Source organism: Porphyromonas endodontalis ATCC 35406 (assembly GCF_000174815.1).
Lineage (GTDB): Bacteria > Bacteroidota > Bacteroidia > Bacteroidales > Porphyromonadaceae > Porphyromonas > Porphyromonas endodontalis.
The window spans coordinates 15,777-42,627 of sequence record NZ_ACNN01000024.1 but is presented as its reverse complement, the minus strand read 5'-3'; the positions used below and the strand labels follow the sequence as shown (position 1 = coordinate 42,627).

Here is a 26,851-nt window from a genome sequence, read left to right as displayed (position 1 = left end):
TATTACGCTTCCAGCTCCTTGATAAATGATACTAGATCTGCCATTGCAGACAGCCTAGATTTCATCTCTTTTTCGTCATCCTTGGTAATAATAGTCTTGCGTGCAAGATCGATGATCACCTTACAGCTGCCATACTGCCATATAAGGGTATCCCCCTCAATAAGTAGCACCTTGTCGGCATCTGCCGTAATGATCTCTTTAGCCCCAACTCGTAGAGCCTCGTTGCGGATAGCATTAGCGAGCGATGTCTTACGCTTGTAATTAAGCGACTGACTAATCATCGCGGGGCTGCATCCGATAGCCTCCTCAATCTTACGCCGTACAAAAGGCGTGTACTCTATTCTTCTTTTTGGTTCCATTTTTCCGTATCTTTGTGTACGCTGTTTTTGTATTTACGGCTGCAAACTTAGGACAAAAATCCGACCTGTACAAGCATTATGGACTTTATTTTGACTGTAAAAGAAAGAATACTACAGTTTCTTGATGAAAAAGGAATCTCTAAATCATTGTTTTTCAATAAGGTAGGAATATCCCCATCCAATTTCAAAGGAGTAGGAAAAAAATCTAGTATTGGATCTGATCTTGTGGTCAAAATATTGACCGAGTATCCTGAACTGTCTCCAGAGTGGCTCATGTTAGGAGAGGGAGAGATGCTCAGAGATCCCTCCAAGCAAGCTGCCAATGACCCCAAAAAAGAAATAATACCAAGCCATACACCCCAAGAGGGCATCCCCTTAATACCAATAGAGGCATGGGCTGGAGCACTAAGCGGAGAGGATTACAGCATAATGGAGTATGAGTGCGAGCGATATGTAGTGCCATCATTCCAGGATGCCGATTTTCTTATTACCGTAAGGGGCGATTCTATGACACCTAAATATTACTCTGGCGATATCGTGGCGTGTCGTAAGGTTTTCTTATCCGATCTATGGTTCCAGTGGGGCAAGGTCTATATTATAGATACCAACCAAGGATCACTACTCAAGAAGGTAAGACGAGGTTCCTCTGAGGAGACGATTACCCTCGTCTCCGAAAATCCAGAGTACGAGCCTTTCGAGCTCCGCAAGGATCAGATCTACAACATAGCTATAGTACAAGGCGTAATAAGAGCTGAGTAGCACAAAAAATGGATTTCGAATTCGTAAGCTGCTACAATATATTTGTAACACGTTGCAATACAAGGGGTTACACACAATGCCGATAAAAATATATAAGGTAATAGGGGGGTAGTTTCTCGCGATTTTTGGGCGTTTTAGCGTCTAAAAAGGGCAATAGGGGGGGGGAGATTCTCACTCTATAGGGGTATCAAGTTGTAACGGCATTAGAACTACAAACGTAGTTATCAACAACTAAGGCTGTAACTCCATCTGTAACGGCATTCGTAACGGCATTGCCGTTTTTAACGCTATTTTAACACGCAAAAAGGAGAGTAAAAGAGGTAAAAAGGGAGCCAAAAGGCGGTAAATATGCCCCTTAAGCTCCGATCATTTACCACCCATTTACCAGGCGTTTACCGCATCCTAAACGGCCGCTAAATCCAACACCATAAGACACGCGCAGGGAGCCATAAATACCCCTCATTTTAGCTCGATGGCAGCGCGGAGGTATGCGATCTATCCATCTGCCCCCTGTAACGCCTACAAACGCCGCTATTACGCGCTCTAGGGGCTTCTGCCGATATATGCGCCACCGACGCTGCATAAAGCCCCTGGAGGGCAAAATACACCCTCTACACACCATGCGATCAATCGAGATAAAAGGGCACAAAAAAGGGCTGCAAATGCAACCCAATTAAAGCGGATTCATTTACCAACTTAACCGCCCATTTACCAATTCGGGTAAAACTTAAAGCCAAATTCAAGCAACTTAAAGCGTAATGTACTTTTCGTTTTACCTGACTACGAGCTAAAAATCGCCCTCATCCTACTATAACATAACGACTTAGCCTCCTCTCCACTCTCTACTAGTCTTGTACTTTTCGTTTTTCCCCCCTTATATAGACGAGCCATATAAGCTGGATATGGGAAAGCAATTTGTTACAGAGGGGCTTCAGTATATTGAGCTACAAGGCAAGATTAGGTACAGTAGAAACTATGTGTATCAGAGATATTGAGCAATAAGATGACTCGGCGAATCCGGAATGTGGAACAAAGGGATGCCCCATTCCTATCTTCTCTTACAAGGGTATTTAAACCTATTATAATTCCTGTCGGTAATGATGGCTATGAGAGCCTTGATTCTACTCAGGCCGAATTTGAACATAATGTTCGTTGTTATCTGACTTATGTGATGAGCAAAGAGGAGTTCAACGCCCGATTTAAGCCCCCAAAGAAGTAGCTTTATAGAAGGGAATAGGTGAAGAAGGATTCTCTGCTATAACGGGTAGCCTTGTACTGTAAAAGGGATCGCACTCTGAGGATTGAGGCGAATGACCATAAGGGTTGTGACATGCTCAAAAGTGTCAAGAAGCCTCGATAATAAAAAGGTCATATCGTTTGGAGCCAAGAAAAACAATTACACAGGCAAGATTTGCACCGTTCTAAGTGTGCTTATGTGCAGATTTTTTTCTACCTTCGCCGTTGTAGTTGAGACTACAGTTACTATGTCACAAGATATGATGGATGATGGATTTTTTGAATCTAGATGAGTCTCTTCACACGGCGATCCGTATTTCAAAGGCAATCGCGCGGGAATATGGGAATGCCGTGTATACCCCTTCCCATCTGTTACGCTCCCTACTTCACAAAGATGTAGGGATTTCTGCGTTTGTGGAGTCTTTGGGTAAAGATGTTGCTTACCTTACAGAATGGGCAGATGTTCACATTGAATCTTGCGAGAAGTTATCCGGGGTCTCTGACATAGAAGCGGATCCGCGGATTGCCCCTGTTTTCGAAGAAGCGGATAATGTGCGTCTGAAATTAGGGCTATTGCAGATAAATCCAATATGTGTGCTCTGTGCGTTGGCGAAACCGGAAATTGGGTACTCTTCTGACCAGTTAAAGTCATTCCCCTTCAGAGAAAAAGAGATACTGGATTTTTTCCTCACAGGAGGAGATATGCAGAGGCAGGTGCTTCAGAAAATGAACATGGAAGGTGATGCAGCAGATATGCCTCTCCCTCAAACGAATCTGTTGAAATACTGCATTGACAAAACCGCCGAAGCTCGAGAGGGGAAGTTACATGCCATTGTTTGTCGAGATCGGGAGGTTCGCCAAATGACAGAGATATTAGGGCGATGGACGAAACCCAATGTAATGCTCATAGGAGATTCGGGAGTTGGGAAGACGGCCATGGCCGAAGGTCTTGCATTCGACATTGTGTGTGGGAATGTTCCCTCTTTTCTAGAAGACACAACCGTATGGGAATTGGACAGTGGAGCCCTAATTGCCGGTGCCACTTACAAAGGAGAGATTGAAGATCGACTGAAAAATATCATTCAGGAGTTGCGACAATCGGAGCGAGTCATTCTGTTTATAGATGAGATACATGTCCTACTTGACCCCAAACAGGGGAATTCGGGGGCTGTAAATATCTTGAAACCGGAACTTTCAAAAGGGAATTTGATAGTTATTGGGGCAACGACTGTAGACGAATACCGGAAATTGATAGAGCCTGATCATGCTTTCAGTCGTCGTTTTGAAGTCCTTCAGATTTCTGAACCTGTTGCAGAAGATGCAGTACAAATGGTTTCGTTTATGCTAGAAGCTTATCGAGAATTTCATCAGTTAGAGGTAAGCGAAAAAGCATTATCAGAATCTGTACATTTGGCTAAACGATACGTCAAAGATCGCAAACTCCCAGACTCTGCTATTGATTTATTGGATCGGACGATGTCTGCCGTAAAGATGGTAAATGAATCCTCCCAAGCCGATTTCCTTTGGCTAACCGAAGAATTGGCAGCTTTAGAGCAGGAAAAGAGTTCCTTGTCTGAAGAAGATTTTGCGGAAAAACTGATTCGTCTGCAACAATCTGCGATGAGTAGAATCAGTCCGATTGTTCAAATGCAATTGGATGGTATTCCTGAGGCAGATGCCTCTATGGGAGCAGAGAGGCTTTTTGATTTACTTTCCCAATTGGCAGAGCAGCTGGAGGCTTTCTCTAAAGAAAAGATACAATGCATCACAGAGGAGCATATTGCGGCAATTGTTTCCATAAAAACGGGTATTCCGATTGGGAAAATCCGAGCAGAAGAAAAGGAACGATTGCTCAATATGGAAGATATTTTGCGCCAACGGGTTGTCGGGCAAGACAATGCAATCCGCTCTGTCACCGATGCCATTCTAGAGTCCCGCAGTGGAATGAACAAACCCGGACAGCCTATCGGTTCTTTCTTCTTCTTAGGGCCTACAGGGACGGGGAAAACAGAATTGGCAAAAACTTTGGCAGAAGCTCTTTTCAACGACGAAAAGGCTATGATCCGTTTTGACATGTCTGAGTTTAAGGAGGAACATTCGGCAGCATTGCTCTACGGTGCCCCTCCGGGATATGTCGGATATGAAGAAGGAGGATTGTTGGTAAACAAAATCCGCCAGCAACCCTATGCCGTGGTGCTCTTCGACGAAATAGAAAAAGCACACCCCTCAGTCTATGATATATTTCTTCAAATTATGGACGAAGGGAAGCTCCACGATCGTTTGGGGAAAGAGGGAGATTTCTCCAATGCCATCATCATCTTTACTTCCAATGTTGGGAGTGAATGGGTTGCAAAGGAACTATCTGAGGGAAGACAGCCCACAACTCTTCAGATGATGGAGGTGATGGGAGGTTATTTTCGTCCGGAGTTTCTGGCACGTCTTTCGGAAATTATTCCATTTGCACCTATCGGAGAATCCATCCTGTTGCAAATCTTGGAAATACAACTGCGAGGACTTTATCGCTTGCTGAATGCTCAGGATATGGAATTGGAATTGACGGATGAAGCCAAGCACATGTTGGCGTTTAAGGGATTTACGCCTCGGTACGGAGCAAGGCAAGTCTCGGGGGTCATCAGGAATTATCTCCGCCGTCCGATCTCTCGTATGATACTAACCGGAGAGATGAAGCAGGGCTATACATTGCATGGCTCCCTCTCCGAAACTGAAGAATTGGTTTGGGATATACTTCCCTCCACAACAAAGTAATTATTATGTTTGGGTATAGATGTTTTTTACGCATTGGCTCTTTAGAAGATGCTAGCATAAAAGGACTGCTGACAAATGGAATGGAATTGGAGAATTGCCAATATTCTTTCAGTCAGCCCATAGATAGCAACGGAAAAGCTCAGGGAGAAGTAAAAGGAGGTCGTATTTGTATGACGTTCTCCAATCTTCCCTCAGATGAGATTACTGATTGGATGCTCAATCCTCGCAAGTACAAGGATGGGGTAATTGTTATTTATGGTATGAACGACGAACCATTGGAGAAGATTATTTTCACGAAAGCAGCTTGCACTGGTCTCAATTTGAGTTATACTCGCCGAGGGAAAAGCTATGCTGGCACGAAAATAACCATTCATGCACAGAAACTGCTTGTTGGTAGTGCTGTACTGGAAAATGATTGGAAAAACATCTAACCCCTAGAGGAGGATATAATATGATGGCTTTAAATATGTTGGATAGCGAAATAAGTGCCGCTTTCCGGGTAATGGGGCAAACTTATGAGGTCTTTCAGTTTAATATCGGATTCGCACAACCTACAGACGAAAAGGGTGAGCCTCAAAATGAGATTCGAGGAGGACAGTTGATGATTACTTTGGGACAGGCTGTGGGAGACGAAATTTATAATTGGGCATTGAGCCGATGGATGCGACAAGATGGGGAAGTAATCTTTTCTACGGAGACAGGAAGCTCCCCACTTAAAATATCGTTCAAAAATGGATATTGTGTACATTTTGAACGAGTGGTGGATAATACCAGTGGTGGTTTGAGAACTTCTCTACTCATCTCCTCTGAGGAGGTAGCTCTGAATGGTATCACACAGAACAACGATTGGGTGGAATAAAAACATAGCACATCTCAAGTCCTATATTAGCGAAGACGATTTTACGGCATGTATGGATCGTAGGGTGCTCTACAAAGGGTTCATCAAGGATGTGGGATATGCCTCTTCAATATAATACCGCTCCTCCTCTCATACCTATGTGAATGAGACCTCTCTCTTCCGCTGGTGAATTATCAGGGAGATCGCTTTCACGGCTGATATTATTCTCTTGATCATATCGGAGGTGGCTATTGGGGATCATTTGGATACTTCATCTGATGAAAATTTGAATACAGAAAATGGGGAGTAACTAGAATAGGGAGTAAAAAGCAAGAGACTTTTGAATTCGGACCTTCTCGAAGAATGGGATTGATAGAATTACGCCCCCTCTCCATACATTATACACCTAACAGGACTCATATTGTCCAACCAGATCCAGATTTAATCCTACGTATTTATTCAAGAGAAAGAAATGAGACGATTGGTTGACTATATAGCTTATTGGGGGGACAATGTTTGTCTACATAAAGAGACGACTCTAAAAGTAGGAGTTCAATCATTGACGACAATGGAAAATTCAATCCTCGTTATATAGTATGAAAAAGACATACTACAAGATTCCATTCGACTTTGGGTCATTGCTTGATGAGGAACAAGGAAGACTTGAGCGATGTTCCGAGAAAGAATCCATTTATCGTCATATCGAATTATTGATAACCACCTGTCCTGGTGAACATGTGTTTGATAGAGACTTTGGTTCTGAAATCTGGGATATGGACTTTGAGCGTATTGTATCTCTAGAAACTTGGAAAACAAAATTCAAAGAGTTTCTGCATAAGGCCATTTCCTTATACGAAAGAAGAATAGAAAAATGCGATCTGATGCTTGAGGTTTCAGATGTGTTGCACGAGAATGTATTCGATGCTAATGTTAGTGTGCGAAAGCGAGTGGACATATACCTCCAAGCGACCATTGTATCAAGTGGAGAGCGACTAAACTTTCACCACAGGCTCTATTTAGGTCCTCTATCGAAACAATAAAAACGAGACTATAAACTATAAATGAATAACTATAGAGAAAGTAAAGAGGATATTAAGGATCGGATGATCCGTACCGCATTGGACTTTTGGAACATCCGAAATATAGAAAACTTAGATCCTTTCGTACGTCTACTGATAGAGGCGATGGCTGCGCAATTGCATCTTTTGTCTGAAGAAATCGCAGACATAGAGGTGCGTACCATGCAACGTTTGAGCGAGGTCCTTCTCCCGGAATCGGTTTCATTGGCACAGCCCTCGCATGCCATCGTCCATATCGAGACATTGCTCGAAGAAATGGAGACAAATCCGTTTGAAGGGTTTTATGCCACAGACCCATTTTCGGGGAGGAAAGATGAACTACGCTACTCGTTTTATCCTGTTTGCAAAACACCTCTACGCAGAGGCAGAATAAAGAAGCTGATCATCGGGGGCGAAGTTTATGAGTCTCTTCAGGGGTTGCATAAAAAGTTATTGCTCCGCTCCGATTTGACTCCTGAGAATCACAATAAAGTTTTTGTGGGCTTGGATTTTGCTGAAGATATAGATAATATTGACACTCTTTCTTTCTACATTGACTTTCCCAATATTGCTCAAAAGAACGACTATCTGCGATTACTTTCATATTGCAAGTGGAGTTTCAACGGGGAGCAAATTAAAACAGAAGAGGGGATTTTCTCCTCGGATAAGGACATCCCCAGCAGTCTATCCTCGTTCTTCGATTCCCAAAAATACGAATCTCGTGTTGTTGAAGAGATTCTCTCTCATTACAAAAAGCATTACAGGACCATTCGTACCAATATTCCCATCTCTGATTATTTGAAGAGTTCTCTTCCCTCTTGTATGCAGAAGGATGAACGTCTTGATAAAGAGTATTATCTCGAGGTGTGCAAAGAGAATTTATTTTGGATTGAGATAGAATTCCCTCCACACTTCTCACCCAAGGTGCTATCAGAAATTCAGATTGGGATCAATACCGTTCCTGTAGTCAATAAGGAATTACATGTTGCTACGACAGATACACGAAAAGCATTTGGGGTGATTCCTTTGTGTAGCAATGAACAAGAGAGCTTTCTTGGGATTGCCGAAGTCACAGATAGTGATGGCAACACCTATTCTCCTGTTGGAGAGTACCACAAATCTGGGATTGAACATACTTATTCGATTAGACGAGGAGGATGTGAAACATTTGATGAACGAGATGCTGTTGATTACTTACAACGATTACAGAACTTGTTGGAAGACGAAATGGGAATTTTCTCATCTTCTCATCTTGGTGTCAACTCAGAAAATACCTATTTGATAAATCAACTTATACAGAGGTTGAAGCAAGAGTCTCGTTATATCCACTCTCAGAAGGAAAAAACACATTACCTTTTTGTAGGGCCTTCTGAGACCTTGCTTACCATCCGATATTGGACAACCTTGGGAGATTTGGCAAACGGTATAAAGATTGGACAGCGACTAAATCCCACCGAAACTTCTTACGGGGATATGCTACGAGTCTCGATGATAACTCCCTCTATAGGAGGACGCCCTACACCATCCGACAGAGAACGGACAGCAAAGTTTAGGCATATACTGGAGAGTAGAAATCGAATTGTCACAAATAGTGATATCAGGAGTTTTTGCTTAGCAGAGTTTGCCGACAGCGTTTCCGATGTACATATAGAAAAGGGAATTGCACAGGGGAAGCACTCTAAGCAAGGCTTAATCAGGACGATTGATGTCCATTTGAGTCTTCTTTCTCCTGTAAGCAATGATTCTAGATTGCAAGAGATGAAGGATGAGATCTACAATCAGCTGGTGGCACATTCTCCTATGACATTTAATTACAGAATCTTTATTGATTGAAATGAATCCTATTGTTGGAAAAATATTTACAGGTTATCTTCTGTTCCCCATTATCGCATTCTTAATGGGATTTGTGGTCATATTGGTAGCGAAGAAGAACAAATTGTTGCAGGACAAGAAAGCAATCTTTTACCTTCTTCTCTCAGGAGTCATTCTATCAATATTGGGTCTGCTTGGCTACTTAGGGGTCAACTTTATGCCCTATGGCTATTTTGTCTGCCAGATTTTCTATTTGGTCATGGGGTTTTTCAATCTTCGATTGCTTCTACACTTTGCCAAAGGATTGAGTGAAAGGGCATTTGGGTTTACCTGTTTGTTCCTTCTTGTTCAAATTGCCATCGGGTGGTCTCTTTTTTCTGTCTGGTTTAATCTTACTAACGACTTCCAATACGGAGTATGGGCAGGATCTTGTACCTTGACTCTATTCGTTCTCCCTCTTTTTGAAGAGGCGTTCAATGTATACCTGAAGATTCCTGTGGAAATTTATAAGATGCGAATCTACAATACAAAAAGCACAGAGTATGCCCCGGTGCCAATTGATACAAAAGAGTTCCTCGTTTTTGAGATCGAAATATACAAAACGCCTAATGATCGCAAGCCAATACGACTGAAAGCAAAGTCTACAGAAGAGTTGATTTTTGGAGATTGGTTTGAATTAATTATCCTAGATTACAACCAGAAGAAGTCTACAACCCCTATTGACTATTTCAATGCAGAATCACCTTATGGTTGGATTTTCTACGTCAAGCCATCGTTTTTCAAGCCTCGCAAATACATTGATCCAGATATATCATTCCGAGAGAACAACCTCCAGGAACGACATTTAATTGTGTCGAAACGAGTAAAACAAGACTATATAACTCAATAAAATCGTGAATTATGAGCAATAGAAGAGAGTATCTTCCCGTGAATTGGATGCAAGGGATGAGTGTGTCTTCCTCTCATTTCATCGCTACAGAAAACTCATTATTAGAACATTTCCTTCAAACTGTATCTACTCTTCAGCAACCATTTCAATATGGGCTGCTTCCTCAAAAAGACGGAAGAAAGAGTGTAGAGCTTAAAGTTACAGGTCATGGAGAATATACCAAAGTACATCTCCTTTCTTACTTTGGCGTCACTCTGGGAGGCTATTTGATTCTCATTGACAAGAAAGAGCAGGACGAGGGGATAAGTTGTACATGCCCTGTGAATGGAGATTCTCTTGAGGAAGAATGGGATATTGTACTATCGGTATCCCCATATGATCGTTGTCCTTGTGGTGTCCCCGATGTTCAAGAAATGCCTCCTCGATACCCTAACGTTGAACCTTCTTATAAGTTGAGTCTCTTCCCCCGTAAGTCTGGGAATTATGGAGGGTATGATGTCTTCAGCGTGGTTGTTGGAGTTTTGAGGAAAATAGATACCAACTATGTTTTAGATGGGAATTACATTCCTCCTGCGTTAAGTATGTCTTCTCATCCGGATCTCCACAAATATACAGACGACTTTACCTTAAGGATTAGAACAATAGATTCCGCTTTGCACAAAATTGTGGAAAAGGCATTGGAGCAGACCGATAGAACCTCTGTTGCCGATAGTATCCTTTTGCTCTGCAAAGAATTGATGCGAATGACTTCTTCGATATTTTTCGATTGGAGAAATGCTTATTTCATGTCTCCTTATCGCATAGTGGTATTACTCGTAAACTTTGCTTCAACTGTACAATGTGGACTTAAATTCCTCTCAAGAAAAGAGAAAGAAGAAATGCTTAAATACTTTCACGAGTGGAATGGGATAGCTCCTGCAACCTTTGAGCAGATGTTGGATGAAGTGACAAATAAGCGATATAACCATAGTAGGATTAATGAATCAATGGTCTCTGTTGGCGGAGCAATTGAAGCATTGGAAGAATTGTTGGTGTCGTTAAGTCGTTTGGAATTTATCGGACAGCACAAAGAAAGTATTGTTATTTCAGAAAGACAAATCCAAGACACATCCTCCAATGGTAGGAATTGGACTTTGGTAGATTAAAGGATTTCTGATCATGAAGAGATACAAGCCTCTATCCGGACAAGATACACTGCCCCTCGTTAATTCGCTTTATACAAACTATAGGGCGGAGTTGTACGTTGCCGGGCTTATTGATAGAGGGCTTCCGCTTGATAGTATCAGAGTTCTGCGCAAGGGGAAATCGCAACGAGGCAATGCTAAAGAGGTAGATCAAGTCTCGTGGGAATATGCTCAAGACGAAATGCTCGAATATTTGAGTGTCTACGTCAATAAGAGAGATTTGTACGACTCTTTGCCAGAAGGCTTATTCCATAATCCATCTGTCTCGGAGAAGAAGAGAGGAAAGACCGGTATAGTCGATATGATCAGAAAGGCAAGGGAAGAGGAATTTCATGCTCGGTTCTTCTTTAAGCCCTTTGAGATGGCTATAGATAGGATGCTTATCTCTGTTCAACTCTATGAGCAATGCTTAGAAAAACGAGATGTACATAAGGAGTTTATTCGCCTACTTCATAATGATTGGAAGATATTGCGCAATATACCTTTGGATAAGGCATTGTTCATTTTGGCTTTCCTCTCACAACGTTACAGGATTCTCGAGGCAGAGCATATTGCTCAAATTTTATCTGTATTTCTAGATTGTTCTGTTCATATACAGCAGGAGTCTAAGCTCATTGATTTCGAGGATGAAACCCAGTGGAACTTGGGAGATGGGCGATTAGGGCTCACTACCTTTATAGGGGGGAAATTGACAGACAACTTTTCTGTATTCAACGTACAGATAGAGGGCTTGCCTCGAAAGCATTGGAAGCTAATCAATTCTGATAGTTCTGTCCATCTTCAGTTCCAAAATGTTTTAGAACTATTTTTCCCTGCAGATGCGGAGATTTTTCTGACTTTTAAGGCGATTCAGGAGGAGGCTTACTTTACTCTTTCGGATAATCCGGAGCAGGCTCCGTTACTTGGTTTTACAACTCTACTCTCATTATAAAGATGAAAGCATTAAACTATAAAGAGGTCGTGCGATCCTATTTTAGGTTTTCTGGGTATATGATATACCTGGTAGCAACGACGTTATTGTGTATCGGATTTTTTCTCAAGACTCTATCGATTGAGATCTCTGCAATCAAAGCAAGAACAGGAGATAGTGAACGAATCTTCAATGAGCAGATGGCTATTAGTGATGATTTTTCTGCCATCTTCCAAACGTATCGTTCGTTAGAAACAGCAATGACAACAAACCCAGAGTTCTTTATGAATAGCATTGCTGCAAAAAAACTTGAGATCGGTAACAGGATTCAAACGCTCCCGAGTAAAGATGTGCTTATACATCAGTATATCCTATCCAAGATGGATAACTTTCTTCGCACTCGAGACTCCATCGCGATGATGAAACGTACAGAGGATATAGTTAGAGCAGACCTAATCCGCTGCAATGAAGAAAACAAGAACGTCACACGTCGGCTATCTGTTGGCCGTCTTAGTTATGATAGAAAATAATTTCTATGAGTAAGACTAGCCAAACAAAAACAATGAACCAAAAGGAAAAGACAATAGGGTTCTTCTATGTCTTGATCCTTTTTATTGTGACTACGACATTATGTAGCTTCATTCTCTTCTTCTCAAACTCAGACTATCGTTTACTTGGGGATAAAGAGTCTGCACTAAAGCAAATGGAGCGCATCAAACGTTTTGAACAAGCTCAACTGGAGACAATGCCTAAGGTTGAGGAAGTGGAAGAGAAGGTGTCAAAAATAGATCCAGCACTTAATGCCTCCTACAAGAAACGAGAGATTAACTATATCCTAGGGGAAATACGAAATGTATATACCCAGAATAAATGGGATGAACGCTATAAGATTTTTGATCACATAGCAACCTTTTATGAGTTTTACGTCTCAGATAAGGAACGTCTATGGAGCATAAGGAAAAACATTGACAAGTTCAACGCAGACCTAGAGCGCTGCAGAAATAATACAGAGAATAAGAAGAATAATTTAAGATAAGAATAAGCATGAATAAAATCTTTACTCGATGGATGATTATTGTAATAGCAGCACTCGTTGCCGGTGTTCTCATCGCATGGTTACTGCGGATAAGGTTTTCCAATAGGGAAATCCGAGCTTTCGTCTCTCCATCGGAAGTTGAATTGGGAACTCCTATCCATTTCTCGGATAGTACATACCGAGCCCAACGCGTCTTGTGGGAATTCGGGAATGGAGATGTCTCTGTGGAGAAAAGCGGAACCTATGTTTTCCCTCAACCGGGGCGTTATCAAATCCGCTTAAAAGTGGATGACAAACTAGAAACTCGTTTCATTGTAAATGTTCGAGAACCAATCAAGCAAATAGAGACTCCCATTCGCATTATCGCCCCTGTTTTGGCAATCCAAAATGAGCTGATAACCTTTACTGCAGAAGGCCCTTCTCAAGAGTGGAGGTGGGAATTTGGAGAGAGTGGTAATATAGACTCAAGGGAGAAGAATACTACTTACTCTTATCGAGAGCCTGGAACTTATGAGGTTCATCTGACTTCTGAGGATACAGAAACTCCAATTATCCATAAGATCGAGATACTCCCAGAATATACGGAGAATGATTCTTCTGATGTCCTTTCTCTCATAGCTATGGATATAAAAGAACGATTACAAGATATTGTGGATGGGGGATCTTTCAACTCCAACTACAATTATATATTGGAAAACTACCTCTGCAATAAACCCGATGTACTTGTCTCAATCAATGGAGCTAAGCAGAATGATTTCTATTCTTATTGCCATGGATTGAAATTTATTGGTAGTCAGTCCTCCATGGTAATCCTAGAAGTTGTTGTAGAACTAGACAAAAATTCGGACTGTATCAAGAAACTCTTGATTCGCCAAAGCTAAACTCAAAAACAAGAAAACTCATGAAAATAAAAGTACATCAAATAATTGTTGGAGTGGGGGTATGCTTCCTACTATTGGCAGCCTGTTCTCCTGTAAATCGTTTGACGAAGATAAAGAAAACACCCCGAGAGTATGTACGAAATTACTGCTGTGGTGAAGCTGCTATACCGAATTCCCCATATAAACAAGGTCCATGGTTTGTCTACTCGGACAGAGACGATAACACGACTTTCTATAATCCGGGAGGGAAAGTTCCTCTCAAGAAAGCCTCCTACTTAGAGCCCTTTGTTGTTATCGGACAAAAAGGAGATTATCTTCGCTTAGTAAAATATACCCCTGAAGTAATCGAAAATGGTCGAATCAAAAACCGCAAACAGGCTGAGTATTACGGCTGGATTCATCGGGATAATTTGCTTCTATCGTCTCATGCTGTAACAGATCTTGCGACTGGCAATAGCATTAAGATGATAACAATGATAAAGAATGAAAAGCCATTGATTCGTTCATCATACTTTTTCAGTTCGGACTCTTTGGTCATTTATAAAGATCCGGAGTTATTAGTGCCTTCTGGAAAGATCCCCTTCCAAACACCTATTTATCAAGCAAAGAGGACTCGAGACAGAAGTAAGACCCTAATAATTTCTTCTGAGTCAATCAATCCGGACAGCACATCATCTGTAATATCGGGATGGATTCCTTCTTCCTTGTTGATGCCTTTCGGAGAGCTCCTCTACATGAGTTATTCGTCCCTTCCTATACACTCATTTAAGTTTTACAACCAAAGGAAGGAAGAGACTCAAATTTCTGAGAAATTGTTCACTCAACTGAGTCAACCTAATACCTCAGGTAGCCTCTCCTCTTTGAACTCTGTTTCCAACATCCAAATGGGGGATAGCCTCTCTGTAATCGAGACCGTTCTCCCCGTACCAGTTATTGACAATCGCAACAATTTTGTTTATAGCCTATCTGGGAAAAAGATTTGGCAATCGGATCTTAGGGACATTAAGGAGAATCTGACAAATATGAATATCGTATTTGCATTCTCCGGACAGCAGTCTGTCCATAAGCGATTTGAGCAACTTGTATCTTCCTTGCAAGGGATGAAGAGAGTCTTGGAGTCTCGTTCGCCAAATTACTCTTTCCGTGTAGGAGCTGTAATCGGCTTTGACAAGTCAAATGGGCGCCAAAAAGTGATTGAGTTGAGTGATAATCTTGATGAAGTTTTCTCCGAATTAGAACGTTACTCTGATAGGAAAAACAAAATGGTAGCTCATTATAGTGAGGATGCTTGGGATGCCCTTCAGTCCTCTATAAACATGTTCAAATCTTATCGTAAAGAAAGCAATCTAGTTGTCCTTATTGGTGAGAATGGTAATGCGCAAGAGCATATGAGGGCTTCATTGATAGATAATCTAGCAGACAATAATTGTCGTATTTTAGCTTGTCAATTAACCTCTGATGATGGGAATAGCTTCAATAACTTTGTTCTTCAGGTTGAACATCTTGTTAAGCAGTCTGCCAAAAGAATTTCAGAGAACAAACAAGATATTCTTGTACATTCAGAACAATTGAAATCGACAAATCAATATGTAGAGCAATCTGACAATATCTACAGACTTGATTATCCCCAACACAGTATGACCCAAGGGTGGATTATTTTTCCTTCAAAAAAACAGGAGCTCCCTGTTGATCTGTTGGTTTCTTCCGCTGATTCTCTTATAAGGGAGATACAAATGGATAATCAAAATATCCTTTGTTGTCTTCAAACTGCATTCACGACTACTGGGACAGGCAGAACAAAACTTGACTCTTTATGGCTGAGCACTCAGAATTTACCTCAAAGTTATAGCCTATCACAGAAAAATCATAGGGCTCTCTCCCTCCTTTCTGCCCAAACGAACTTCCCTCTTTCAATTCAAATTCCAACGGAAGACTTAAACAAAGGAGATTATTATCTCTTGTTGAATAAGTCAGAATTGGAAAATCTGAGAGGATTTATGGAGGAACTTACTCGTCTGAGAGTGGATTATAAGTATACGGGTAAGGAGGTGACAAAAAAGAAAAAAGTAAAGGTTTGCGAAGACCTCCCAGAGTATTACACAGAATCCAAAATATCAAAAGAAGCTTCCTCGTATCTGAACACAAGAAAGGTTAGAAAGTCTATCTTCAAAGCTTATTGCAAATGGATCCGCTCGGGGAAAGTGTATCCAATGAAAAAGAATGACATAAGACGATTGAGCTTATCTGAGGCACAGCAGGAGATATTTACAATGCCTTCTTTTAAAGACGATTTAAGGAAGATCAAAGTTGGTGACTTGCTAAAGAAGAAAATAGTTACTGATGTCGAATTGGATCGCTTGCTGGATTATCTATTGAAAAAAAGGAAAGAACTGGAGGATGAAATCACTCCTGCAAATCAGATGAAGATCAATGAAGAAGTCTTCTACAAAATAGATGCAACAAAGCTTCCGTAGATCCTTCATCTCCTTGGTGGAGGGCTGACTTTCTTCATCGAAATCTAGAAAAGAAGTCTGCTTTCACACGCTTATAATTGGCTTCGATAGTCTCCTTGAGATTATCGAAGCCATTTTTATTTGCAAAGTAGTCGACAATCACAGGGGATAGCACACTTTTATCTCGGGAATCGTCTTCCCGATACTGCAAATGTGGAACTTAGGGGTATACCACTGTAAAGGAAGAAGGAGAGATAGCAATTCGCTACAAACTTACAACTAAAAGCCTATGGACTTCTGCCTGATTGGTAATTGGATCCCAGCTAGTTAGTGATTGATTTCCACCTGATTGGGTAATTAGATTTCAACTGGGTGGTAATTGGATTCTACCTGAACTTCTGAAGAGCCTTAGGTACAATGGGAGAGGGGGGAGAGGATTTTAGGAAGAGTCATTCTTCCTAGAGCATGCAATGGTTTCTACTGAGAAATTTGCCTATCGAAGGTCAGTATATTTATAGCCAACTGTGACAGAATTATCTTGTAAATAGCTCACAAGGAACCGATAATCCTTCTTTTTAATCCAGCTTTTTGATAATGTAATTCTTGCCTGTCGTTGAGCTTTAAGTTCGATCATTTCGTCGTAGGTGGCGTACAAATCAACAGATTTCAGAGTATCGAGAGAAATCTGTTGAGTAGTATTATCCGATGATTCGAAAAGGATTTGGTCTTGTCTGACAATAATCTTCCGAATGCCGGTTCGCCTACAATAAAGCAGCAAGAAGATCACCGCCAGAGCCAAAGTGGCAACACCAAAAAGAGCAAGGCTAATTGATAGGACGACCCGTTCCCTATCCATGCCTAAAAACATAAATACACCACAGGGGAGTGCTCCAATACCCAACAACAGGTACTTTACCGGAGGTCTATAATCAATGATTCTATTAGTAAAGTCCATCGTACATTTCAAATGTTCCGATGCTTTCATCAATCATGTCACTCAACCCTTTTGCCTCTCCATTGATCAGATAGTTTACACCCATAGTCCCAAAATCGAGGAGAAACCAAGCTCCCGCGACGATGGATCCAACGCCGGTGCTGGAAACACCCAACATAACGGCATTTATGGCATGAGAGGGTTTTAACTCTCCCGATAGGGCGATATCTGTAACGAGTAACACCCCTCCGACTTTGGTCAATTTTCCGGCTGTATTTCGTGCGGATCTTACCGAGCCTGTTTGAGCCTTCCGCCAGTAAGCAGCCCCCGGGTTCTTCCATTGTTTCTGAAAGCAATACCTTATCCCTCGTGTCTTTGTCAGATGCCAAGCTTCATTCCATTTATAGTACCCTCCTTTATAAACCATATAGGTAGATGCCGCACCCAAACTGACATTGCTAACATCCTTTCCGACCTCAATTACACTTTTGCTGGATTTTTTTTGACCGTAGACTATAACTTCGGGCATTTGCTCCAGTACTTTATTTCCTGACCTGTCATAACAGCTCCATCCACCGGACGTGTTACCGATATAGACATATCGACCGTCTTTCGTGTAAAATCGCTCTCCTAGGTATTTACTGTCTCTATCGGGAGCTTCTTCTGGCATATCAGTAGTCTTGTTACACTTCAGACTTTGGGCTATTAGGTCTGGCGAGGACTCTATCAACTGTCGTTGGATGGGCAATACATGGCCGTAACTTTTGAGAAACGGATTTGTAGGACAATCGGAATAAGGATTGACAAACCCGGATTGGACAAATGCATACCCAACTCCCTCTACAAATCCTTCATAAGGTCGCTTGGTTTGACAAAAGAAATCGAATTGTTCCTGCGATATATATACTTGATTTCGGCTCATATACTTGTACTCATTATTCTTAAGTTAGAGGATTGAATTTCTCGGCACCTGTCTACTAAAACTCGTCGTTAAGGGGGAGCTCTTCATCACTCAATGATCTCCAGAGAAACGAAGCAAATCTCAGTTTCTGCCGACGCTCTCTAATACGCCAGCAAAAATACAAAAAAGGTGGTATACAGATTCCAATCTCAATCACACAGAGCAGGTTGCAGATTCCAGCATCGATGTTGCATTGTTATTTATGATGTTTGGCGAGCCTTTGGGATCCCTAATGAAAGGCTCTGACACTGCAAATGTATGGGTTAGAATGATGACACACAACGTCTAGTGATGAATAATGATAAATGGTGAAGTACTCCAGTACTCCAACAGCGAGAAAAACAGTGAAATCGACTGTCATGGACGTGCGTTTCTCATGAAAATCTATCCACTGACTCAAAAACTCTTACATTTATTCTTATTCCTGCCTATTAGTTTGTATTTTTGTAGGTAAAACAAAGAGGGACTACAGAGAATGTGTAGCAATCTCCAGAGGAACCTCTTGAAGAAGAGGACAGGGAAGGTAGGTATTCGATTGCTATTTAGAGGTAAGCTATAAAATATTGCTATTTGAAAAGACAACCTTACTCCTCTCATTAAATACCCTGAACTCATAACGTTTCCAAGGTTTTGATAAATAAATGATAGATATACTTGAAGATAGATTGCCCAAAGAAATACTAACAGAACTCCTGAAGGATCATACTACAGAAAAAAATATCTTTTGGGCTTCATCTGACTATTCAGAATTAGGACTGGGTTTTGAAGTTAATGATTTTATTGAGACTCACTCTGTAACTGGTAGTTATGGTCAGGTTATTATGCCTCGAATCTTAAAAACAAAGGCTCAGAAAAAGAAACGTACCATCGAAAAAGCAGAAATCTTTACACCTGCTTGGGTCTGTAACGATATGTGCAACGCTGGAGACGAACGCTATAGAGCGAAAGATAGTAACTTCAATAAAACAGACTACGTAGATGGCAAGCATGTTTGGTGTGCTTGCGCAGAACCTATACGCTTTGCCGAAGGAGTAACTTGGCAAGATTATATTTTACGTAATTGTCTTGAGATTACTTGTGGAGAAGCTCCATACTTGGTAAGTCGCTATGATACTACTTCAGGAGAGCTAATCCCATTATCACAGAGAATCGGATTACTGGATCGAAAAATTAGGATTGTCAATGAAAATGTATCAAATCTATGTGATTGGATGACATGGACTCTTAAGTCCTTTCAAACAACTTACGGATATGATTGGCAAGGAGACAACGTGTTACTAGCAAGAGAGAATCTTTTCTATAGCTTCCTGGAGTATTATGAAGAACGTTGGGGAGAATTCCCCTCAATAGATAAGCAAATTGAGATTGCTAAGATTATTTCTTGGAATATATTTCAAATGGATGGTTTGAAGATGGTTATCCCAAACTCTTGTAGACATGGTGTCATCGATAAAGATGATAGTGATTTATTCAACGAAGAAAAAATGGTCATTTGTGAAGGATGCAAAACAAATAATCCGAGTAAGCATAATGGTATACCTGTAAAAATTATGGATTGGGAGAAACACGAAACAATTGAATTTCGTTCCCTTTATGCAAAGAAACAATAATGGAAAATACTACTTTTTTAATACAACAGCTCATCATTGGTCGTGTAGAGCCACACATATATGCTTTTTCGACAGGCACCATACCTAATTATTTAAAGGTCGGGGATACATATAGACCCGTAATGAAGCGTTTGGAAGAATGGAGACGGCATTTCCCTGATCTAGAGAAACGGTATGTGGAAAAGGCAAAGGTCAATGAGTCAACATACTTCAGAGATTATGCAGTACATCAATATCTAGAAACAGAGTGTGGTCGTATCAGATTGCTTCGGGATAATCTAACTCAAGATTTATATTTCTCGAATGAATTCTTTCTAGGCGCAACGGAAGATGATATTGCACTAGCAATCTCTGATATTCAACAAGCTTATAAGGATAGGCTGCAGAAGTATACCTACTATTCCTTTGAGAATGGGCGTATTCCTATTAACTATACCTATAAGCGTGACAAAACTTACGAGCCTCGTCCCAACCAATTAGAGACAATCGAACGATTCAAATCTGCGTTAGCTAAGGGACGAAGTAATCTATTGATGTATGCCGTAATGCGCTTTGGCAAAAGTTTTACTTCAATGTGCTGCGCCCTTGAAATAGATGCGAAGTTGGTAGTAGTAGTATCAGCCAAAGCTGATGTAAAGACAGAATGGAAATGTACAGTAGAAAGCCATGTCAAGTTTGTAGACTACGTATTCTTGGACAGTGAGACTTTGTTGCAGGATGAGTGCATTCTAAATACTACGCTACATAATAAGAAAGCGGTAGTATTCTTGACCTTACAAGATCTAATGGGGCAAGAGATTAAGGCTAAGCACCGAACGTTGTTTGAACGAGAAATAGACCTGCTTCTTATTGACGAAAGCCATTATGGAGCAAGAGCAGAAGAGTATGGTCGTGTACTCAATCTATCTAAGAAAAAGGAACTTGAGGCTGAGCTTAAAGGCTTAGATACAGCTGAAACCTATGAGCAAAGCTCAGAACTCAAAGAGTTGAGGTCTCGAGTGCGTATTCATCTATCAGGAACTCCCTATCGGATCTTGATGGGAAGTGAATTTACCGAAGACGATATAATTGCATTCTATCAGTTCTCAGACATTGTAGAAGCACAGGCTCAGTGGGATCAAGAACATGTCTTCTCAGATGATTTCAAAGAGTGGGATAATCCATACTATGGATTTCCTCAAATGGTGCGATTTGCTTTCTTGCCTAATCAATCTTCTCGTGAGCGTTTGGAAACTTTGCGTAGAGATGGTTTTTCGAGTAACTTGTCCGAGCTGATGCGTCCTCAATCTATTTCAGAAGACAAAAAGGGGCAACTACATCGTAAGTTTACTCACGAAACAGAGATATTGGACTTACTCCACGCTATTGATGGGTCTAAATCAGATGTACACATTCTGAATTTCCTTGGACTTAAAGAAATCCAGCAAGGTAAGATGTGTAGGCATATGGTATTTGTTCTGCCTTATCGTGCATCTTGTGATGCGATGGAGTCTTTACTTGAGGTAAAAAGGCATGACTTTAATCACCTTGGAGACTATGCTGTCATTAATATCGCTGGTCTTGAAGGTGAACGTCTATATCCAACAACGGAATCTGTAAAAAGCAAAATAGAGCAATACGAACAAGATGATACAAAGACAATTACTCTTACCGTCAACCGGATGCTCACTGGTAGTACCGTCAAAGAATGGGACACGATGCTATACCTTAAAGACTCTGCATCTCCTCAAGAATACGATCAAGCTGTATTCCGTTTACAGAACCAATACGTCCGTACTCTTGTAAGTGATAATGGGGAAAGCATCAAGTATAACATGAAGCCACAGACACTTCTTGTTGATTTCAATCCCAATCGCATGTTCCGTTTACAAGAGCAACGTTCCCAAATCTACAATGCCAATACTGAACAACGTGGAAATGAAGAGCTACGCAGGCGTATCGAATGTGAACTCGAATATTCTCCTATTGTAACCATCGGTAGTAATGGTTTACAACGTGTAAGTGCTACCGATGTGATGGATGCTGTGCGAGCTTATTCTGCTAATCGCAGTGTCATGGACGAAGCATCAGATATTCCATTGGACTACATGCTCCTAGCAGATGAGACGTTGCGGAATGCCATATCTTTATTGAATCCTATTGATGCATCTAAGGGAATAAATATTAAGGCTGTGACTGGAGAGGAGGTGGAATTAGATTTGGAAAAAGAGCCCGATCAAAAACAAGATAATCCTGAAGATACAGATAGACATCCGATCCCTCAAGTGGATGAAGAAGAGAATACAGACAATCTAATGGGCAAAAAGCTCGCGACCTACTATGCTCAAATACTCTTCTATGCTTTCCTCTCAGAGAGTTTTGTTGACTCACTTCAAACTATAATTACATCTATAGAAAGTAGTGAGGAGAACAAGCGTATAGCAGGACATGTAGGTCTAAACGTGTCTATCCTCAAGCTTGTGCAACAGAAGAGCAACGTATTCTCCCTGCGAGGTCTTGATTACAAGATTGAGAACCTAAATGGTTTGATGAGAGATGAAACACTCACACCAATGAAACGTGTAGAAGTCGCGATGGCTAAGTTTGGTCGCCTATCTTCATCTGAAATAGTAACACCTCAATCAGTGGCTCTAGAGATGCTCAATGCTCTAGGCAATGACACCATAACAAGTGAAACTAAAATATTAGATATTGCATCTAAACAGGGAGAGTTTACTAGGGCACTTATTTCCCAATATGGCACAAACATTGGTAGAAATGTCTATGCTCTACCTACATCAAGTGTAAGCTATGAGTTTACTAGAAAAGTATACAATTTGCTTGGGCTTGATACCAAACAGGTCCTTTCAACCTTTACAACATACGAACTGCTCAACCCTGAGCGCAAAGAATCACTAATACAACAACTCAAAGACATGAACTTTGATCTCGTAATAGGAAATCCACCTTATCAACAAGCTGATGGTGGAGCAGCAGCTAGCGCAAAACCAATATATCAAGAGTTTGTAACTATTGCTAAGGAGGTATCAACAACCTATACATCTATAATTATGCCTGCTCGATGGTATACTGGTGGGAAAGGGTTGGATGAATTTAGAGCTTCTATGCTCACAGATAAGCATATCAAACTTTTGTATGATTACCAACGTCCTGATGAGGTCTTCCCCGATACGAATAACCGTGGAGGGATTTGCTTTATTGTCAGAGACAATAACTTTGACAATACGCTTACTCTTCCCGAAGTTGTCTCTAACAGAGGGAGTAAGGAGATAGTATCTCAAGCACGTTCGATCAAAACTGATGGGTTAGAAATGTTTGTTCGCCATCAAGAGGCAATCTCCATATTGGAGAAGGTTACAGGGGCTATGTGTTTTATTCCTTTATCTCAACATATGTCAAAGAGAAAACCTTTTGGTATAGAAAGTAATATAATTAAGACCCCTAATTGGCACTTAGAAATTCAAGATGGTGATATATCCTGTATCGGTAAAGGTTTGAGTAAAGGCTTCATTCCTTCTTCTTTGGTTACAAACAATTTGGAGGCAATAGGTCTATGGAAGGTACTTGTACCTCGAGCAAATAACATTGGTACGGAACTCAATGATGATAATCTAAACTCAGAAGTTTGTCCACCTCAAAGCATATGTACAGAAGCCTATCTCTTCATTGGCATTGGACTTCAGATGAATGAAAAACATGCCATAAATGCTTCCGCTTATCTGAGAACTAAATTTACTCGCTTTATGCATAGCCTATCCAAAACAAGCCATGATGCCACAAGCAAGACTTATCGATTTGTTCCTCTCCAGGATTTTACGACACAGTCAGATATCGATTGGAGTAAATCTATTCCTGAAATAGATCAGCAACTCTATGCTAAGTATGGACTATCTAAAGAGGAAATAGCCTTCATCGAGGGTTCAATCAAAGAAATGAAATAGATTATGGCAAGGATACATCAGCTTAAAATTAGTCATTTCAGAGGTATTGAGCAGTTTGAACAATGCTTCGATGACACCAATTTGATTGTTCTTATTGGAAGAGGTGACTCTGGTAAGTCGACTATACTCAAGGCAATCTCTTTAGTGCTTTCTCCTGCATGGAATAATACATTTGCAGATACAGACTTCTATAACTTGGACACAACTAAGCCAATAGAAATAGAAGTTTCTTTGCGCTGTGTCCCAGATAAGCTACTCTCTGAAGCCAAGTATGGGCTTTATAAAAGACTCCTTATCAATAGAGAAATTATAGATGACATTTCTAAGAGTGGAGGAGAGCCATCTGCAGAGGAGGAAGATATTCTAACTATAAAACTGGTTGTAGATGACACACTACAGCCCAAATGGTATGTTGTAAACGAAAGAGAGCAAGATGATATTGAGATTAGCCATCGAGATAGAGCTCTTCTTGATATGTTTATGATTGCAGACTATGCTGATAATCATTTCTCGTACAATAAACTTTCTCCGTTGTATGCTTTACTCAAGAAAGGCTTAGATGCACCTGATACAATAGAAATGTTGTTCGCCAAGCCTACCAATCTATAGCGTCTAACATGAGTTTTCAGGAGTTTGAGAAAGTTGCGTCAGAAATTAAACAACAAGCATTGCATTTAGGTATAGAGTTTAACGACTTAAAAACATCTTTGGAATACAAGGGTAATGCTTATACGGAAAGTAATATAACACTGCACGACGGTCAAAATCGACCTTTGGGAATGTATGGTAAGGGTAGCAAGAGGCTGCTCTCTATCGCTGTACAACTAACTTTAGCCAAAGCTGGTGGAATTATTCTTATTGATGAAATTGAGCAAGGACTAGAGCCAGACAGAATCCGAACCATTATCAACAAACTCTCACAAGTAGATCAGGGTCAAATCTTCGTAACAACTCATTCTAGAGATGTTGTTGTTGAGAGTAAAGCCAATTCTATTTATCTAATGAAGAAAGACTCTAGCTCCTTTCATCAATTTGAACCAGAATTGCAAGGTCTTCTTCGTTCTCAACCTGAGGCCTTCTTTGCAAGGAGAGTTATTCTTTGTGAAGGAGCCACAGAGCATGGGATTATTCGTGCATTAGATCATCACCTTCAAAAAGAAGGTAAGCTTGGCTTATCTGCTCGATCTATAGCAGTTGTAGATTCCAAAGGAGGCGATAATTTCTACCGATATGCAATTTGGCTTACCTCCAAAGGATTTGACGTTATCACCTTTAATGACGATGATAATAAGAACATTCTTTCCTCTAAGGAGGAGGCAATTTGTGCTGGGGTTCGTATGGCAATTTGTGATGCTGGAAATGCACTTGAACAACAACTATTTAATGATGTTCCTTGGAATATTATAATAGAGTTAGCTCAATTAGCAAAAGACATACTGGCAGAGGAGGCTGTCGTCTCCTGCCTTAATGGTATTCAGTCAATCTCTGAATTGAATAATACAATTGGCGAACGACAGCTCGAAGTCAGACAAAAACTTGGAGAGCAAGCAAAGAAAAAAGGATGGTATAAGACCATTACAGATGGAGAACACCTTGGAAATATTTTGTTCTTGCATATGCATACAATAGAAAAAGATAAAACATTACGCAAAGAACTCAAAATGCTATTTGATTGGATAAATGAATAACAATGAAGTTTTACTTGAATTTTTAAGTGACCCTAAGGGACTGTTGATTGCTCCTGCTGGACACGGAAAAACTTATAGCATCGCTCAGATGGTCAGTTCAGTTGAAGCAAACAAGCCTCAACTAATCCTCACTCATACACATGCAGGTATTGCTTCCCTAAAGAAGAAGTTCCGAGAACAAGGTATCCCTCCTAAAAAATACGCCATTGAAACTATCTGTGGATTCATTCAGAGATATGTTTTAACTCTATGTAAAAGAACAGATGTCCCTAATCAAGAAAACGAGAGCTTCTTTCAACAAATAGAGAAAATTGCTGTACACATATTCTCTAAACCTGCGGTTAGACGCATTGTCGCTCAAAGCTACTCTCATCTATATGTAGATGAGTATCAGGATTGTACATTAGACCAGCATAAAATCATCATATTAATGTCTGAGGAACTACCCACCCATCTACTAGGAGACCCTTTACAAGGCATATTTGATTTTGCTCAACCCATTGTAGATTTTGAGAAAGACCTATTATCTTTTAACCGCTACGATTTCCTTCAAACTCCTTGGAGATGGAAGAATTCAGGAAAAGAAAATCTAGGTCAACTCATTCTTGGCATGAGACAATCTTTATCTAAAGACAGCTGTATCAATCTTGTTACAAATAATGAGGCATGCTGTTTTATATATAATACGCAGATACAACAGCGACCAGAGTTTTTCTTAAGGGAGTTAGGGCCTTTTCTAGCAGCTCTAAGCCAAAGGAGTAATAGTATACTTGTTATCTTCCCCAGTTATATAGATTACGAGGGAATACCTCGAGGTACAATCTCCGATCGATCTACAGCTAAACCTCAAATTGATGTTCGGAATGAATTTACACTTATCGAGGCAATAGATGACTCTTCATACTATAAGTGTGCAAAGACGTTAGACGACCTTTTAGAAAAGCTTCCTAGATCTCGAAATCCATATAAGAGACTTCGAGATATACTGGTTGAATTATCTTTCAAAAAGTCAGATGTAAATAATTGGATCTCAGATAAAAGGATCATCATGAAGCGTGATGCCACAGAGAAAGCCAAGTCCGAAGCTCTATCGAATCTTGTATGTTCTATTATAAAATCGCCATCCTATAGTGCCTTTCTAAAGCTGTTTACGGTGCTAAAGTATCATTTAAAGTGGAAACCCAAGCGAGCTGATGTGTTTTCATCTGTATTTGCCTGTCTCAAGTCTGCCAATGAAAATGGCACACTTATATTAGAAGAAATGAAGAAGCATAAGAATCGAATAAGACAGATTGGACGAAAAATAGAGGGGAAATGTATTGGTACAACCTTACTGACAAAAGGATTAGAATTTGATACAGTCGTTTTAATTGAGGCAGAACAGATTACGTCTTCGAAAGATTTTTATGTAGCTATTTCCCGATCATGTAAGGAGCTTCACATCTTTACCTCGAGTGATACACTTCATTTTAATAAGTAATAGATTGTTGGGTGTGGAAAAGGGTGTAAATCGCATAACTTGCTGATTTACACCCT

22 protein-coding genes are annotated in these 26,851 nt (G+C 40.5%); 19 read left to right on the top strand and 3 right to left on the bottom strand.

Annotated elements, in window-relative coordinates; translation table 11 throughout:
* Window positions 1–2 precede the first annotated feature (2 nt).
* Window positions 3–359 carry a hypothetical protein gene (locus POREN0001_RS05720; protein ID WP_004333965.1) on the bottom strand — a complete coding sequence of 119 codons (357 nt, stop codon included), beginning with the start codon at window positions 357–359 and terminating at the stop codon, window positions 3–5.
* 78 nt (window positions 360–437) lie between these two features.
* On the opposite strand from POREN0001_RS05720, the gene POREN0001_RS05715 reads away from it, so the two are divergent.
* The 14 genes from POREN0001_RS05715 to tssR all read left to right on the top strand — a co-directional run bounded on the left by POREN0001_RS05715 (window position 438) and on the right by tssR (window position 16,202).
* Window positions 438–1,118 carry a S24 family peptidase gene (locus POREN0001_RS05715; RefSeq protein WP_004334020.1) on the top strand — a complete coding sequence of 227 codons (681 nt, stop codon included), beginning with the start codon at window positions 438–440 and terminating at the stop codon, window positions 1,116–1,118.
* A 1,003-nt stretch (window positions 1,119–2,121) separates the two neighbouring features.
* A complete protein-coding gene (locus POREN0001_RS09730; RefSeq protein WP_040580910.1) occupies window positions 2,122–2,337 on the top strand; it encodes a DUF8188 family protein in 216 nt (71 codons plus the stop codon).
* 287 nt (window positions 2,338–2,624) lie between these two features.
* The gene (locus POREN0001_RS05705; RefSeq protein WP_004334000.1) at window positions 2,625–5,120 is read left to right on the top strand and encodes an ATP-dependent Clp protease ATP-binding subunit; all 2,496 of its coding nucleotides are present in this window, start codon (window positions 2,625–2,627) and stop codon (window positions 5,118–5,120) included.
* A gap of 5 nt (window positions 5,121–5,125) precedes the next feature.
* The gene (gene tssD / locus POREN0001_RS05700) at window positions 5,126–5,551 is read left to right on the top strand and encodes a type VI secretion system tube protein TssD (protein ID WP_004333887.1); all 426 of its coding nucleotides are present in this window, start codon (window positions 5,126–5,128) and stop codon (window positions 5,549–5,551) included.
* A gap of 20 nt (window positions 5,552–5,571) precedes the next feature.
* Entirely contained in the window at window positions 5,572–5,979 is a 408-nt protein-coding gene (gene tssD / locus POREN0001_RS05695; protein ID WP_004333897.1) for a type VI secretion system tube protein TssD, read from the top strand.
* Window positions 5,980–6,554: 575 nt separating this feature from the next.
* Entirely contained in the window at window positions 6,555–6,998 is a 444-nt protein-coding gene (locus POREN0001_RS05690) for a GPW/gp25 family protein (RefSeq protein ID WP_040580907.1), read from the top strand.
* A 21-nt stretch (window positions 6,999–7,019) separates the two neighbouring features.
* Complete coding sequence (locus POREN0001_RS05685; protein ID WP_004333921.1) at window positions 7,020–8,849, top strand: type VI secretion system baseplate subunit TssF; 1,830 nt, start codon at window positions 7,020–7,022, stop codon at window positions 8,847–8,849.
* Between the two features lies 1 nt (window position 8,850).
* A complete protein-coding gene (locus POREN0001_RS05680; RefSeq protein ID WP_004333974.1) occupies window positions 8,851–9,717 on the top strand; it encodes a TssN family type VI secretion system protein in 867 nt (288 codons plus the stop codon).
* A gap of 11 nt (window positions 9,718–9,728) precedes the next feature.
* Window positions 9,729–10,862, top strand: coding sequence for a type VI secretion system baseplate subunit TssK (tssK, locus tag POREN0001_RS05675; RefSeq protein ID WP_004333967.1), 1,134 nt, complete (start codon window positions 9,729–9,731; stop codon window positions 10,860–10,862).
* 13 nt (window positions 10,863–10,875) lie between these two features.
* On the top strand, window positions 10,876–11,832 hold the full coding sequence (locus POREN0001_RS05670; protein ID WP_004333952.1) for a type VI secretion system baseplate subunit TssG: 957 nt from the start codon (window positions 10,876–10,878) through the stop codon (window positions 11,830–11,832).
* A gap of 59 nt (window positions 11,833–11,891) precedes the next feature.
* Complete coding sequence (locus POREN0001_RS05665; protein ID WP_083797846.1) at window positions 11,892–12,341, top strand: hypothetical protein; 450 nt, start codon at window positions 11,892–11,894, stop codon at window positions 12,339–12,341.
* 5 nt (window positions 12,342–12,346) lie between these two features.
* Entirely contained in the window at window positions 12,347–12,847 is a 501-nt protein-coding gene (locus POREN0001_RS05660; RefSeq protein ID WP_004333923.1) for a type VI secretion system transmembrane protein TssO, read from the top strand.
* Window positions 12,848–12,855: 8 nt separating this feature from the next.
* On the top strand, window positions 12,856–13,728 hold the full coding sequence (locus tag POREN0001_RS05655; protein WP_004333882.1) for a PKD domain-containing protein: 873 nt from the start codon (window positions 12,856–12,858) through the stop codon (window positions 13,726–13,728).
* Window positions 13,729–13,748: 20 nt separating this feature from the next.
* On the top strand, window positions 13,749–16,202 hold the full coding sequence (gene tssR, locus POREN0001_RS05650; protein WP_004333937.1) for a type VI secretion system protein TssR domain-containing protein: 2,454 nt from the start codon (window positions 13,749–13,751) through the stop codon (window positions 16,200–16,202).
* 472 nt (window positions 16,203–16,674) lie between these two features.
* Here the strand turns inward: tssR and POREN0001_RS05645 are convergent, their stop codons facing one another.
* Together POREN0001_RS05645 and POREN0001_RS05640 are read right to left on the bottom strand one after the other, a co-directional pair.
* Window positions 16,675–17,136: a hypothetical protein gene (locus POREN0001_RS05645; protein WP_040580902.1), complete on the bottom strand. Its 462-nt coding sequence runs from the start codon at window positions 17,134–17,136 to the stop codon at window positions 16,675–16,677.
* Window positions 17,123–18,037: a hypothetical protein gene (locus tag POREN0001_RS05640; RefSeq protein ID WP_004333931.1), complete on the bottom strand. Its 915-nt coding sequence runs from the start codon at window positions 18,035–18,037 to the stop codon at window positions 17,123–17,125. The genes POREN0001_RS05645 and POREN0001_RS05640 overlap by 14 nt, the downstream gene beginning before the upstream one ends.
* Before the next feature lie 680 nt (window positions 18,038–18,717).
* On the opposite strand from POREN0001_RS05640, the gene POREN0001_RS05635 reads away from it, so the two are divergent.
* From POREN0001_RS05635 to POREN0001_RS05620, 5 genes are read left to right on the top strand one after another with little or no spacing between them, the layout of a single operon-like run.
* Window positions 18,718–19,686: a hypothetical protein gene (locus tag POREN0001_RS05635; protein ID WP_004333982.1), complete on the top strand. Its 969-nt coding sequence runs from the start codon at window positions 18,718–18,720 to the stop codon at window positions 19,684–19,686.
* Window positions 19,686–23,627, top strand: coding sequence for an Eco57I restriction-modification methylase domain-containing protein (locus tag POREN0001_RS05630; RefSeq protein ID WP_004333927.1), 3,942 nt, complete (start codon window positions 19,686–19,688; stop codon window positions 23,625–23,627). The genes POREN0001_RS05635 and POREN0001_RS05630 overlap by 1 nt, the downstream gene beginning before the upstream one ends.
* A 3-nt stretch (window positions 23,628–23,630) precedes the next feature.
* Window positions 23,631–24,236 (top strand): AAA family ATPase, encoded by a 606-nt coding sequence (locus POREN0001_RS09055; RefSeq protein WP_004333946.1) that lies wholly within the window; start codon window positions 23,631–23,633, stop codon window positions 24,234–24,236.
* 8 nt (window positions 24,237–24,244) lie between these two features.
* The gene (locus tag POREN0001_RS09050) at window positions 24,245–25,315 is read left to right on the top strand and encodes an ATP-dependent nuclease (protein ID WP_004334011.1); all 1,071 of its coding nucleotides are present in this window, start codon (window positions 24,245–24,247) and stop codon (window positions 25,313–25,315) included.
* Window positions 25,308–26,795 (top strand): UvrD-helicase domain-containing protein, encoded by a 1,488-nt coding sequence (locus POREN0001_RS05620; RefSeq protein WP_040580899.1) that lies wholly within the window; start codon window positions 25,308–25,310, stop codon window positions 26,793–26,795. The genes POREN0001_RS09050 and POREN0001_RS05620 overlap by 8 nt, the downstream gene beginning before the upstream one ends.
* Window positions 26,796–26,851: the final 56 nt, after the last annotated feature.